Raw genomic sequence first — 13,437 nt, forward strand, 5'->3', positions numbered from 1 at the left:
GTTCTGTCTCGCGCTCGTTCGCGTAAGAGTGAACCGTCCCGCTCGCCACATGAGGGGTTACCGAGAGCCGCAGCATGACGTCAAGTGACGAGCGATCGCCCAAACCCCGCCGCCGGCTGCTTTGGCTCGCGGCGCTCATCGTCGTGCTGTTTGCCGTCTACAGCGGCGGCTGGTTCTATCTGGCCGACAGGCTCAAGACCGAGGCCGACCAGGCGGTGGCGCGGCTGGGCAGCAAGGGCATCGCCGCCGGCTGCGCCAACCTCACCGTCAGCGGCTATCCGATGAGCTTCACGGTCTCCTGCGACAACATCGCCTACGAGGACGACGCCCGGAAGGTCGCCGCCTCCACAGGAAGCTTCAATGCCGTCGCCGGGATCACCGGGCCCTTGTCGCCGGTCGCCGAGCTGCGCGGACCGCTGAGGACGATAGCGCCCGGCATGCCGCCGCTCTGGATCGACTGGGACCAGTTGCAGGCCAATGTCAAAGTTTGGTGGCCGCTGCCGCGCAGCGTCTCGCTGCGGGCTGAAGGCCTGAACGGTCAGACCGACCCGCAGGACGACACGGATCCGATGCAATTGTTCAGCGCCGGCAAGGCGGCCGGCCAATTGCAGCCGGTCGGCCAGGACATCAACTATGTCGGCAGCTTCGGCGATCTGGAGATCAACGCGGACGCCATCGACGGACGCGTGCTGCCGGCGCTGGATGGCAATGGCGACGTAACGCTGAAGAACGGCATGGCGCTGATCGCAGCACCCCCGAAGAGCCTCCGCGGCCAGTCGATCGACATCGCTAAGCTCGACCTGTCATCGGGGACGGCGCGCATCACCGTGTCCGGGCCTGTCTCCGTCGACACGGATGGCCTGATCGACGCAAGTCTGACCATCAAGCTCAAGGACCCCAAGGCCGTGGCAGCCATCCTTGGCGGCGCCATCCCGGAGCACAAGAGCGAGATCGAGCAGGGATTTGCCGGCATCGCCATGCTTGGCAAGGAGCCGTCCTTGCCGCTCAAGATCGTCAAGAGCAAAGCTTCGCTGGGCTTTATCCCGCTCGGCAAGATCAAGCCGCTTGAATAATGCAACCATGGCGAAGCCGGTCAGACTGCTCAGCGTCGGCGCCTTCACCCTCGACACCATCCTTCGCGTCGAGACGCTGCCGGCGCATCAAGGCAAGTTCATCGCCAGCGACGGCGTCCAGATCGCCTCCGGCATGGCGACAAGCGCCGCCTGCGCCGCGCATCGCCTCGGCGCCGAGGTCTCGCTATGGGCGAGCGCCGGCGACGATCCGGTCGGTGACCAGCTGATCGCCGACATTCAGGCCGAAGGCGTCGACTGCAGCCTTATCCGCCGGGTTGCCGGCGCGCGTTCGGCGCTGGCCGCGATCGTGGTGGATGCGCATGGCGAGCGCATCATCGTCCCCTTCTACGACAACAAGGCGCAGGCCGATCCCGAAGCGCTGCCGCTTGCCGACCTCTCAGGCTTCGACGCCGTGCTGGTGGATGTCCGCTGGCCGGGCGCCGCGGCACTCGCTTTGGACGCGGCCAGATCGATCGGCCGTCCGGCGATCCTGGACGCCGACACCGCACCCGTGGAGGTGCTGGAGCGGCTCTTGCCGTTGGCCTCGCACATCGTCGCCTCGGAGCCGGCGGCGCGCATTGTCTGCGGCCACGCGCTCGACCCCGAAAGCGCCTGCGCCGACCTCGCCTCGCGCACCGAAGCCTTTGTCGCGGTGACCGGCGGCGGAGCCGGCACCTGGTGGCATGACCGGACGACCGGGCGCGTGCGCCATGTCGAGGCGCCGAAGGTCAAGGCTGTCGACACGCTTGCCGCCGGCGACGTCTTCCATGGCGCCTTTGCCGTCGGCCTCGCCGAGGCCATGCCGATGGAGGAGGACCTGCGCTTTGCCAGTGCCGCCGCCGCGCTCAAATGCCTGCGCTTCGGCGGCCGCCTCGGCGCGCCGGACAGGGCCGAGACGCTGGCCATGGTGACGGCGCACTGGCCGTCATCGGGGCAGACGAAGGAAAACGCTTAGGGCTTTGCGCCGGGGTGCTCGACCGCCTGCCGGCCAAAATCCGGCACGTCGATATCTTGGCCGGCCTCGATGATCGAGCGGCGGATGGCGCGCGTGCGGGTGAAGAGGTCGAACAGCTTCTCGCCATCGCCCCAGCGGATCGCCCGCTGCAGCGAGGCGAGATCCTCCGAGAAACGCGCCAGCATCTCCAGGATCGCGTCCTTGTTGTGCAGGCACACGTCCCGCCACATGGTCGGGTCGGAGGCGGCAAGGCGGGTGAAGTCGCGGAAACCGGAGGCGGAGTATTTGATGACCTCGCTCTTGGTCACCGCTTCGAGGTCGTCCGCCGTGCCCACGATGTTGTAGGCGATGATATGCGGCAGATGCGACACGATCGCCAAGGTCATGTCGTGATGCTGCGGGTCCATCGTATCGATGTTGGAGCCGCAGCGCCGCCAGAATTCCGAAAGCGTCTCGAGTGCGGCGGGATCCGTGCCCGGCAGCGGCGTGAAGATGCACCAGCGGTTCTCGAAGAGATCGGGAAAGCCGGCATCGGGTCCGGACTTCTCCGTGCCCGCCAGCGGGTGTCCGGGGATGAAGTGCACGCCTTGAGGCACATGCGGCTGCATCTGCGCGATGACGGAAGCCTTGGTCGAGCCGACATCGGTAAGGATGGCGCCTTTCTTCAGCGCCGGCGCGATCTCGGCCGCGACCTCGCCGGACGAGCCGACCGGCACCGAGACGATGACGAGGTCGGCATCGCGCACCGCTTGCCTAGCATCCGTCGTGTAGGAATCGCCAAGGCCGAGCTCCTCGGCCCGCTTCAGCGTGGAGGCGCTGCGCGTCGCGATGGCGATATGGCGCGCCAAGCCCTCGCGGCGGATGACGCGGGCAAGCGACGAGCCGATCAGGCCGATGCCGACCAGCGCTACTTTCTCGAACATCGGTGATGCCATGGTGTTCTAGCTTTTCAGGAAGGTCTTCAGCGCGTCGATGACGCCGCGATTGGCCTCCTCGGTGCCCACGCTCATGCGCAGCGCGTTGGGGAAGCCGTAGCCGGTCACGCGGCGCAGGATATAGCCGCGCGCGCTCAGATAATCGTCTGCGGCCGCCGCCGAATGTTTCTTGCTGTCGGGAAAATGGATCAGCACGAAATTGCCGACGCTGGGTGTGACGCGCAGGCCGAGCCCAGTAAGCTCGGCGCTGAGCCAGGCCAGCCATTTCTCGTTGTGCGTCACGCTGCGCTCGATATGGGCGCGGTCGCGGATGGCGGCGATGCCCGCCTCGATCGCGGTCGCATTGACGTTGAACGGGCCGCGGATACGGTTGACCGCATCGACGATATGCGCCGGCCCGTACATCCAGCCGATGCGCGCGCCGCCGAGGCCGAGCTTGGAGAAGGTGCGGGTCATCACCACGTTTTCGGAGCTGCCGGCGAGCTCGATGCCGGCCTCGTAGTCGTTGCGCCGCACATATTCGGCATAGGCCGCATCAAGCACCAGGAGCACGTTCTTCGGCAATGCCGCGTGCAGCCGGCGCACCTCCTGGAACGGCAAATAGGTGCCGGTCGGATTGTTGGGATTGGCGAGGAACACGATCCGCGTCGCCGGCGTCACCGCGGCCAAAATCGCATCGACATCGGCGCGCTCATCGGTTTCCTTCACCGCCACCGGCTTGGCTCCCGCCGCCTGGATATAGATCTTGTAGACCATGAAGGCGTGTTCGGTGAACACGGCCTCGTCGCCCGGCGCCAGATAGGTCTGCGCCAGCAGGCCAAGGATCTCGTCTGAGCCGTTGGAGCAGACGATGTTCGCCGGGTTCAGCCCATGCACCTCGGCGATCGCCTCGCGCAGCCGCCGCGCCGTGCCGTCAGGATAGACGTCGAGCTTCGCCGCCACTTCGCGCGCGGCCTCGATCGCCTTTGGCGACGGCCCGAGCGGGTTTTCGTTCGACGACAGTTTGTAGACTTTCGTCACGCCGGCCGGCGCGGTGCTTTTTCCCGGCACATAGGCCTCGATGTCCATGATGCCCGCGCGGGGCGTCGGACGGGGCTGATCCTGCTTCATGTCACAAATCCGTCGAGAAGGCCTTCAAGGCCGCAGCGGAAATACAGGCGACGGGCTGGAATGTCGAGTGCCGGCGCCTGGTGCCCGCCTCGCACCGCTACAAGCCTACCCGTTGACGAAGCGCGGCGCTGGTCCTAGAAGGACTGCTCAGACTTCCGTGGTGATTTGGCCGGTCGGCTTGCAGCCACGTTAAACAACTCGCTAAAGGGCCGTTTGCAACCTGTAACCGGCTTTGCGACGGCAATGCCGGTTTTTTGTTGTCCGCTGCCGGCCGGACACGGCACCGGGACGAGACCGATGCGGCACAGGATGAGGACGGACATGGCCGCTCAGCGCGCTGCAAGAACCAAGGACGAGGTCGACCATCCGTCGAGCCCGGTGTTGCAGTTCGGCCCTGACAAGCCGCTGAAGCTCGACGCCGGCACCCTGCTCTCGCCCTTCCAGATCGCCTACCAGACCTACGGCACACTGAACGACGCGCGCTCCAACGCCATCCTCGTCTGCCACGCTCTGACGGGTGATCAGCACGTCGCCAACACCAATCCGGTGACCGGCAAGCCGGGCTGGTGGGAGGTGCTGATCGGCCCCGGCAAGATCATCGACACTAACCGCTTCTTCGTCATCTGCTCCAACGTCGTCGGCGGCTGCCTCGGCTCGACCGGGCCGGCCTCGACCAACCCGGTCACCGGCAAGCCCTACGGGCTCGACCTGCCGATCATCACCATCCGCGACATGGTGCGCGCGCAGGCGATGCTCATCGATCATTTCGGCATCGAAAAGCTGTTTTGCGTGCTTGGCGGCTCGATGGGCGGCATGCAGGTACTGGAATGGGCCGCAAGCTACCCTGAGAGGGTCTTCTCGGCGCTGCCGATCGCCACCGGCGCTCGCCATTCCTCGCAGAACATCGCCTTCCACGAAGTCGGCCGGCAGGCCGTGATGGCCGATCCCGACTGGCATGGCGGCAAATATCTCGATTTCGGCAAGCGGCCGGAAAAGGGGCTGGCCGTCGCGCGCATGGCCGCCCACATCACCTATCTTTCCGAAGCAGCGCTTCACCGCAAGTTCGGCCGCAATCTGCAGGACCGCGAGGCGCTTACCTTCGGCTTCGACGCCGATTTCCAGATCGAGAGCTATCTGCGCCACCAGGGCATGACTTTCGTCGACCGCTTCGACGCCAATTCCTACCTCTATCTGACCCGCGCGATGGACTATTTCGACCTCGCCGCCGATCACGGCGGGCGCCTCGCCGATGCCTTTGCCGGCACCAAGACGCGCTTCTGCCTGGTTTCCTTCACCAGCGACTGGCTGTTCCCGACCGAGGAGAGCCGTTCGATCGTGCATGCCTTGAACGCGGCGGGCGCTTCCGTCTCCTTCGTCAAGATCGAGACCGATCGCGGCCATGATGCCTTCCTGCTCGACGAGCCGGAGCTGTTCGCGGCCATCAACGGCTTCATCGCCTCCGCCGCCCGCGCCAGGGGGCTCAGCCTATGAGCGTCAATCGCGCCCAGCGTGTCGACCTGGAGGTCGTCACCGATCTTATTCCTGCCAATTCGCGAGTGCTCGATGTCGGCTCGGGCGACGGCGTGCTTCTGGAGCTCCTGCAGGAGACCAAGCAGGTCGACGGCCGAGGGCTGGAACTGTCGCAGCGCGGCGTCAACGAATGTGTGTCGCGCGGACTTTCGGTCATCCAGGGCGACGCCGACACGGATCTGAAATTCTACGCCGACAAGGGCTTCGACTTCGTCGTGCTCTCGCAGACGCTGCAGGCGACGCGCAATCCGAAGATCGTGCTCGATGAGTTGCTTCGGATCGGCAACCGCGCCATCGTCTCCTTCCCCAATTTCGGTCACTGGCGCGTCCGCTTCTCGCTGCTGATCAAGGGCAGGATGCCGGTCACCAAGGACTTGCCCTATTCCTGGTACGACACGCCCAACATCCACTTCTGCACCATCCGCGACTTCGTCAACCTGTGTGAGGAGCTTGGCGCGACCGTCGAGAAGGCGACCGCGCTCGACGCCAACGGCCAGAAGATCGGCCTGTCGATGCCTTGGTGGTTCTGGAACTTCTTCGGCCAGCAGGCGGTGTTTTTGTTGAGACGCTGAGGGGAATGCACTTCGTTCGTCGATCACCGGCAGTGGTGGAAATTCCGCCAAACATTCTGTCCGAGCTACGGGCGGGAATTCTCATCTGCACGTCACCGCGCAGCGGCAGCAATCATCTCGCGGGATTGATGGCTTCTGCTGGGCTGGGCCATCCGCTGGAATGGTTTGGCGGGCGACGTCTGCTGGAGTTGCCGGGTTACCCGCGAGATCCCCGCGCGCAGCTTCTGCGTGCGCTCACGGACGGGCGATCTTCTACCGGAGTCTACGCAATCAAGCTCTTTGCGAGTCAGTTCACACAGCTTGCCAAGACGGTGAAACTGCCAGCCAGCCTTCCGAATTTGAACTATGTACGCTTGACCCGTGACGATCTGCTCGGCCAGGCGATCTCTTGGGCACGTGCGCGTCAAACCCGTGAATTTCGGTCCACCGAAATCAGTGATGTACCGCCACGCTATAACGGCCAGGCCATCGCAAAGTCTCTGGAAAAGCTGTTGATGGAGAACGTGGCATGGGACGGTTGGTTCGCTAAGAACGGGCTGTCCTTCCTCTCCCTGACTTACGAGCAGCTTCAGCGTGATCCGGCAGGGAGCCTGGCGAAACTCGCGCAGTTGGTGGATGTGGAGCTCAACTGGGATACCAAGCTCCAGTCAGGTCTCGAAGTCCAGCGCGATGCAATCAACGAAGAATGGCGAAAGCGTTTCCTGTCCGAGTATGCCGATCCGTCCAGCTTCCGGAACCGAACGATTAAATAGCTCCTTCAGCAAATTCTCAGTGCACAATTGCATCTCGATCATTTGACAGCATGCTGTCAGAGCTATAGCCACTGGTTTTGATAACTGGTTGGGTCGCGATGACTGTACATCCTACCTATTCTATCATCGTGGAGATGGAGAATGCCAAATCCATCGACTGGGATGAGATTGGCCTTGGGCTGAAAGCCTTGGCGCGTGAAATCGCCCAAGTTTCCGCTAACGGATTTGCGAGGCCGAAGGTCATTATTTCGCATGGCGGGCTCGAAACCGACGCCGTCTCATTGCGAAGCAGCATAGTGACCGAAGCGCCCCAATTGGCGCAGGTTGCCGATCTGGCCTTCGCTGCCTGTCCCGGCGGCAGATACTACGACCTCAAGAACAACGGCATTCCGTGGAGCGAAGGAAACATCCTTGTTTTTCTCGATTCCGATACAGTTCCGGAACGAAGCTGGCTCTCAACTCTACTGAAACCCTTCGTAGACCGGCCTGAAACCATCTGCGTGAATGGGCACACCTATCTTTCATATGATGACTTCTTTTCGCGAACCTTCGCATTGATCTGGTTCTTCCCAATGGCCGAGGGAGATAAGAGGTTCGCCTCAAAGCGTGCTATCAACGCCAACAACATTGCCTTCCGGCACGACTGGATATCCTGCCACCCATTTCCACCACATAACGGCTTTAAGGTCTCATGCACGCTGCTGATGCATCAGCTTTGGAGCGAAGGCCACAAAATAGTCAACGTGGACGCGCGCGTTCACCACTACTCGCCACGCGGCTGGCGCTTCTTCTTTTGGCGCGCGCTAGTGACCGGCAGAGATGCCGACAGAAAGTTCGTCGAGCTCCATTCCCCCACTCGCGCGCGGCGGGTCGTCAAGTCGTTCAGCCGCTGGGGAACCATGTCGTGGCGCACGATACGACGCGTCATAAGTCATGCGCCCAGAACGGGTATGCCGCGTTGGCAAATCCCGTTTTCGCTGGCGGTCGGTTTGGCATTTTATACTCTGGCGTTTTTTGGCCATTTCAGCTTGGCGGCCGGCCTCGTTCGCGATGAGATCGAAATCGTACCCGCCTATGTCGGGCACAGTTAAGCAGTTCAGTGAAGCGTGCAACCGTTGGGCTCGACCGTAGTGTTCAGTCGGGGATTGCGCAGAAACAAAGGACCCTGCCGATTTCCAGCGCAGGACACCAGTGCTGTTCTGCTAGCGCAGCGGCATTTCTCAGCTGGCGTGCGTGACACAAAGGTGGCTTTTTTGCAGCGTCGGCCGCAAATTAGGGGCGGGATACGGAGATAGGCATCAGACCCATCCGACAAACGCCAGATCCGACCGGTGGTGGCAGCCCGATGTCGAGCCCGGACGTTCCGCTGATCTCAGTGATCACGCCGACCCACAATCGGCGCAGCCAGGTCGTTCGCGCGGTGGAAAGCGTTCTGGCGCAGACACTTACCCGCTTTGAGCACATCGTGGTCGACGACGGTTCGACCGATGGGACGGCTGCCGCGCTCGGCGAGATCCGCGACCCGAGGCTGATCTATGTCGGCGCCAAATGGCGCGGGGCCAACGCCGCGCGCAATGCGGGCATAGAGCGCGCGCGGGCGCCGGTCGTAACGTTCCTCGATTCGGACGACGTCTATCTGCCGGACCGGCTGGAGCGGACGCTGGCGCGCTTCGACGCGAACCCTTCGCTCGAGGTCCTCATCAGCTCGTTCGTGTCGCTGAAAGGCGGCCGCAGCACAAAATGTGTCAATCGCGACGCCTTCCTCGACAAGGGCATGCTGCAGCGCGCCCTTGTCTCGCAGACCATCTTCATTGCCGGTTCGGCGATCACGGCAAGGCACGAGGCGCTGCTGGCGATCGGCGGCTATGACAGCGACATCACCCGCATGCAGGATCGCGAGCTTCTGCTGCGCTTCGCCCAGCGCGGCGGCGCCATGCTGTCGCAGCACATCGATTGGAAGAAATACAATTCAGAGAATTCGATCTCCGGCCGCCGCGACGGCTATGTCCAGGCCTATGCCAATCTGATCGACAAGCATCCTTATATCGCCGACCGCTATCCCGACGTTCCGCCTTACATGATTGCGCGGCAGATCATCGCCGATATCCTCAAGGGCAGGTTTCCGCAGGCGTTTTCGGGCTATCACGCCAACCGGTCGTCCAAGTCGCTCGGCTACTCGCCGGCCGAACTCCTGCGCGGCTATGTCGTCGGCCGCCGCTGGCGGCGCGACTGTTACGACGAGTTCCGCGCCAAATACGGCGCCCGGGCGCTCTGACCGCCTTTCCGGACGGAAAACCTCACATTTTCTCCTGGAATTTGCTTTAAGCTTCGGTGGATTCCTTCTTGCGGCGAGCCGCCGGAGGCGGCGGCTCGATCGCGCCGGCTCGAACGCGCGCGGGCTTCAGTGCCTGGGCTCCGGTATCCTTCACGATGTTCAGCGAGCGCGGGAAGAACTGGTCGTTCTGCTGACCGCGCCCGATATTGATGATCGCGGTTTCGGGCAGACGCTTCTCCAGCATGGCGAGCACCCGCCGCAGCGTCGGGCCGTCGAACGCGTCGAGCGCTTCATCGATGATCACCCATTTCGGCTTGCGCAAGGCGAGCCTGGCGAAAGCCAGCGCCCGTTGCTCGTCATCGCCGAGCTCGCGTTCCCACCGCCCGGGACGGTCAAGCGCGGTCGACAGCCGATCGAGGCCGACCTCCTCGAGCACCGCCGCGATCTCGGCATCGCTGGCCGGGGCCTCGCCGTTCGGATGATCGAGGACCTCGCGCAACGTGCCGGCCGGGAAATAGGGCACGCGGGGCACGAAGATGGCGGCCTCGCCGGCCGGCAGGCCGATCCGGCCGCTTCCCCACGGCCACAGGCCGGCAATGGCGCGGAAGAACAATGTTTTGCCGGCGCCCGGCTCGCCGGTGATCATGACCCGCTCGCCGGGACGAATTTCGACTTCCGTCTGGGCAAGCTTGGTGCAGCCTTCCGGCGAAGCCACTTCGAGCCTGTCGAAGGTCAGGCTGCCATTGGCGTTTTCAACGAATTGGATGCGTTTTTCCTTGTGATGCAGCGCATCGGTCTCGGTGAGCGCAATGCGGAAATCGGCCACGCGCATCAGCGTCGCGCGCCAGTCGGCGATGCTACCGATATTGTTGATGAACCAGCGCAGGGACGAATGAACCTGGTTGAAGGCGCCGACCGCCATCATCAACCCACCGAACGAGATGTCGCCCGAGAAATAGACCGGCGAAGCCACCAGAATGGGCGCCACCACCGTTATCCAGCCATAGGTGTCGGTCACCCAGGACAGGTTGATCTGCGCGGTAAAGATGCGCCGCATGGCGCCGAGCACCGTGCCGAGGTCGAGCTCCAGCCGACGCCGGGCGTCGGGCTCGCCATGGTAGAGCGCGATCGCGTCGACGTTCTCGTTGACCCGCACCATGGAGGAGCGCAGCTCCGCTTCGCGGGTATAGCGCTCGCTGTTGAGACCGATCAGCGGGCGCCCGACCAGCCAGCTCAGCCACGAGGCGATGCCGGCATAGAGGAAGGCCGCCCAGACCATGTAGCCCGGTATCGCCAGTGAATAGCCGCCGATGTGGAAGACGAAGCCCGAAGACAGTTCCCAGAGCACGCCGATGAAGGAGACGAGCAGGATGAATGACTGCAGCAGGCCGACGCCGAGATCCGTCGACAGATCCGACAGGTGGGCGGCATCCTGCTGCATGCGCTGGTCGGGATTGACGCCGATGGCGCCGGCATTGGCCAGCCGGAAGGCGCGCGCCGGGCGCATCCATTGATCGATAAGGTCGAGCGTCAGCGCCTCGCGCAAGCTCAGACGGATCATCTGGTTGAGCCAAGTCTGGCCGATATTGAGCACCAGAAGTCCGCCGGCGATCATGGCGAAGACCAGAAGCTGGTGCAGAAAGTCGTTCATGTCGCGCCGGGCCAGCGCATCGTAGAAAGGCTGGTTCCAGCGGTTGAGCAGGACCTGTCCGATCGCGGTGGCGACGATGACCGCGACGATGCCGATCGAGACCCAGGCAAGTTGCTTGCGTACCGGCGAGGTTTTCAGCCCCAGCTTGATCGCCGTCACCTGGTCGGTGAGGCTGCTCGCCTCGACCGAGACGGCGGGTTTCTGCGGGCCCGGCTTTCTATCGGTCTGGTCGTCCATGAAGGATATTCCTGGTTTCCGCGGCGATCATGAATGCCACGCCAAGCGGCATGCTCAGATCGGGCATGCCTCAGATAGGGTGATGATCGCCGCGCGATGCAAGGCGCGGCGGCGATCACGAACGCGTCACTTGGACGCGCCGTCGGTCGCGAGCCGGCCAAGCCGCGTCGCCCCCTGCGGCGAGAAGACCGGCACGAAGACACGGCGAGAGGCGCGTTGCACGACGGGCACGCCCTGATAGAGCCGCTTCTGCGCCTCGACGACGATGACGCCGGAAAAGATCGGCCAGAACCGCCGGCCGGCTTTCTCCAATACATTGTGGAACCGCATCATGAAGCGGGTTGGCGACGGAGGGAAAAACAGCGCGTCAGACCAGGACGCGGGCGTAAAATTCGCCTCGCGCAGCAACTCGGTCAACTGGCCGCGCGAGAACGGTCGGCCGTTGCCGAAGGGCGTGTGCTCGAATCGCGCCCACACGCCGCGCCGGTTGGGCACGACGATGACGACCCTGCCCGCCGGCGACAGCACGCGCCAGATCTCGTTCAGCGTCTCGCGCGGGTTTTCGGCATGTTCGAGCGAGTGCACCAGGAGCACGCGGTCGATGCAGGAATCGACCAGCGGCAGCTCCTCGTCGAAGACCAGCGCCGTCGCCGCTGGCCCGGTCGCCGGCCACACCACCGCGCCCTGCGTCGCCGGCATGAAGGCGAAGACGCGCTCGGCATCGGTGCCGAAGCGTTCCAGCCATGGCAGCGTGTAGCCGAGGCCGACCAGCCGCTCGTTGGGCACGGTTGCCCATATGGACGACAGCGCCATGGTGATCGAATGCTCGGCCAGGCGGCCGAGCGTGGACGAGTAGAAGGAGCGCAGGTCGACGATATCCGAATGCATGCGCGGGACGGTAGCTGCGAACCCTGCCAAGTTCAACAAAGGCGCTCGGTTCAACAAACCCGTCAGGTTCAACAAACGCAGATGACATCGGCCGCCGCCCGCCCTATGTCTGCGACGACAAAGGGAGACATGCGATGCCGGTCGAAATCGAGCAGTTCATGTGCCGCACCGACAATTTCGGCGTGCTGGTCCACGATCCGAAAAGCGGTGAGACAGCGGTCATCGACGCGCCGGAAGAGGCGCCGATCCTGGCGGCGATCAAGCGCACCGGCTGGACGCCGACATTGATCCTCACCACGCACCATCACGCCGACCATGTCGAAGCCAATCTGGCGCTCAAGGAGCGCTTCAAATTGCGCATCGTCGGCCCGGAAGCCGAAAAGGCGAAGATCCCCGGTATTGACGAAACGGTCAGCCAGGGCTCGGTCGTGCGCCTTGGCGCGGAACGGATTGAGGTCATCGAGACGCCTGGCCATACCGCCGGCCACGTCTCCTATTATTTGCCGGCCTCGAAGGTGGCCTTCACCGCCGACACGCTGTTTGCGCTGGGTTGCGGCCGCCTGTTCGAATGCAAGCCGCCGGTCATGCATGATTCCTTGAAGAAGCTGGCGGCGCTGCCGGCCGAGACCGCCATCTATTGCGGCCACGAATACACCTTGGCCAATGCCCGCTTCGCGGTGACGGTCGACCCCAGCAATCCGGCGCTGAAGCAGCGCGCGGCAAGGATCGAGGCGCTGCGCGCCGACAACAAGCCGACGCTGCCGACGACCATCGGCGAGGAGTTGTCGACCAATCCGTTCCTGCGTTGGCATGACCCGGCGATCCGCAAGCATCTCGGCATGGAGAAGGCCTCGGACGTGGAGGTGTTCGCCGAGATCCGCAAGCGCAAGGACAATTTTTGATGCATGTCGCTCAAACTGTGCAGCGGTTTTGGGATAACGCCATGCATCAAGACGAAGAATGCGAATGACCCCCAGCGCCGCCGAGATCATCGCAACGCTAGGCCTTCAGCCGCATCCCGAGGGCGGCTGGTACGCCGAGACCTTTCGCGACGGCGCGGGTGGCCCGCGGGGTCATTCGACCGCGATCTACTTCCTGCTCGAGCAAGGCCAGCTTTCGGCCTGGCATCGGGTGAAGGACGCGGCCGAGGTCTGGCACTTCCATGCCGGCGCTCCGCTGGCGCTGTCGATGCATGAGGAAGGCGCGGGCGTGGTTATCGAGCAGGTGCTGGGCACGGCCCTTGCCGCCGGCGAGCGGCCTCAGATCGTCGTGCCGGCCGGCTGGTGGCAGTCGGCGCGCAGCCTTGGCGAATGGACGCTGGTCGGCTGCACCGTGGCGCCGGGCTTCGATTTCTCCACCTTTGAGCTAGCGGAGCCGGGCTGGCAGCCAGTCTAGAGCATGACCCCGGAAAGTGGGAACCGGTTTTCGGAAAGATCATGCTGCAACAAGAGTTAGAGCA

The 13,437-nt window shown here is 63.7% G+C and carries 13 protein-coding genes and 1 riboswitch; of the genes, 9 read left to right on the forward strand and 4 right to left on the reverse strand.

All coding sequences use genetic code 11. The annotated features are described in order from the left end of the window. Positions 1-74: 74 nt before the first annotated feature. Both ACVMIM_RS00480 and ACVMIM_RS00485 read left to right on the forward strand, forming a co-directional pair. Positions 75-1,073, forward strand: coding sequence for a DUF2125 domain-containing protein (locus ACVMIM_RS00480; protein WP_476109729.1), 999 nt, complete (start codon positions 75-77; stop codon positions 1,071-1,073). A 7-nt stretch (positions 1,074-1,080) separates the two neighbouring features. Further along, positions 1,081-2,028 carry a sugar kinase gene (locus ACVMIM_RS00485; protein WP_476109731.1) on the forward strand — a complete coding sequence of 316 codons (948 nt, stop codon included), beginning with the start codon at positions 1,081-1,083 and terminating at the stop codon, positions 2,026-2,028. Here ACVMIM_RS00485 and ACVMIM_RS00490 read toward each other — a convergent pair. Continuing rightward, positions 2,025-2,963, reverse strand: a complete 939-nt coding sequence (locus tag ACVMIM_RS00490; RefSeq protein WP_476109732.1) for a prephenate/arogenate dehydrogenase family protein — start codon at positions 2,961-2,963, stop codon at positions 2,025-2,027. The two genes, ACVMIM_RS00485 and ACVMIM_RS00490, sit on opposite strands and share 4 nt — an antisense overlap. A 6-nt stretch (positions 2,964-2,969) precedes the next feature. Beyond that, a complete protein-coding gene (gene hisC / locus ACVMIM_RS00495; RefSeq protein ID WP_476109734.1) occupies positions 2,970-4,073 on the reverse strand; it encodes a histidinol-phosphate transaminase in 1,104 nt (367 codons plus the stop codon). 147 nt (positions 4,074-4,220) lie between these two features. Beyond that, positions 4,221-4,298, forward strand: a riboswitch (SAM riboswitch). A gap of 96 nt (positions 4,299-4,394) precedes the next feature. Between hisC and metX the strand changes: the two genes are divergently transcribed. The 5 genes from metX to ACVMIM_RS00520 all read left to right on the forward strand — a co-directional run bounded on the left by metX (position 4,395) and on the right by ACVMIM_RS00520 (position 9,202). Beyond that, positions 4,395-5,564 carry a homoserine O-acetyltransferase MetX gene (gene metX / locus ACVMIM_RS00500; RefSeq protein ID WP_476109736.1) on the forward strand — a complete coding sequence of 390 codons (1,170 nt, stop codon included), beginning with the start codon at positions 4,395-4,397 and terminating at the stop codon, positions 5,562-5,564. Next, positions 5,561-6,175, forward strand: a complete 615-nt coding sequence (gene metW / locus ACVMIM_RS00505) for a methionine biosynthesis protein MetW (protein ID WP_040998603.1) — start codon at positions 5,561-5,563, stop codon at positions 6,173-6,175. Before metX ends, metW begins: the two co-directional genes overlap by 4 nt. After that, positions 6,124-6,927 (forward strand): Stf0 family sulfotransferase, encoded by an 804-nt coding sequence (locus tag ACVMIM_RS00510; RefSeq protein WP_278051362.1) that lies wholly within the window; start codon positions 6,124-6,126, stop codon positions 6,925-6,927. Before metW ends, ACVMIM_RS00510 begins: the two co-directional genes overlap by 52 nt. A gap of 98 nt (positions 6,928-7,025) precedes the next feature. Beyond that, entirely contained in the window at positions 7,026-8,018 is a 993-nt protein-coding gene (locus ACVMIM_RS00515) for a glycosyltransferase family A protein (RefSeq protein ID WP_476109737.1), read from the forward strand. A gap of 254 nt (positions 8,019-8,272) precedes the next feature. Further along, on the forward strand, positions 8,273-9,202 hold the full coding sequence (locus ACVMIM_RS00520; protein ID WP_476109739.1) for a glycosyltransferase family 2 protein: 930 nt from the start codon (positions 8,273-8,275) through the stop codon (positions 9,200-9,202). A 46-nt stretch (positions 9,203-9,248) separates the two neighbouring features. Here ACVMIM_RS00520 and ACVMIM_RS00525 read toward each other — a convergent pair whose 3' ends face one another. Further along, on the reverse strand, positions 9,249-11,090 hold the full coding sequence (locus ACVMIM_RS00525; protein ID WP_476109740.1) for an ABC transporter ATP-binding protein/permease: 1,842 nt from the start codon (positions 11,088-11,090) through the stop codon (positions 9,249-9,251). A 126-nt stretch (positions 11,091-11,216) separates the two neighbouring features. Further along, the gene (locus ACVMIM_RS00530; protein ID WP_476109741.1) at positions 11,217-11,978 is read right to left on the reverse strand and encodes a class I SAM-dependent methyltransferase; all 762 of its coding nucleotides are present in this window, start codon (positions 11,976-11,978) and stop codon (positions 11,217-11,219) included. A gap of 134 nt (positions 11,979-12,112) precedes the next feature. On the opposite strand from ACVMIM_RS00530, the gene gloB reads away from it, so the two are divergent. Next, positions 12,113-12,880 (forward strand): hydroxyacylglutathione hydrolase, encoded by a 768-nt coding sequence (gloB, locus tag ACVMIM_RS00535; RefSeq protein WP_476109743.1) that lies wholly within the window; start codon positions 12,113-12,115, stop codon positions 12,878-12,880. 64 nt (positions 12,881-12,944) lie between these two features. Then, complete coding sequence (locus ACVMIM_RS00540) at positions 12,945-13,373, forward strand: cupin domain-containing protein (protein WP_476109744.1); 429 nt, start codon at positions 12,945-12,947, stop codon at positions 13,371-13,373. Positions 13,374-13,437 lie beyond the last annotated feature (64 nt).

This window comes from Mesorhizobium sp. USDA 4413 (assembly GCF_056280365.1).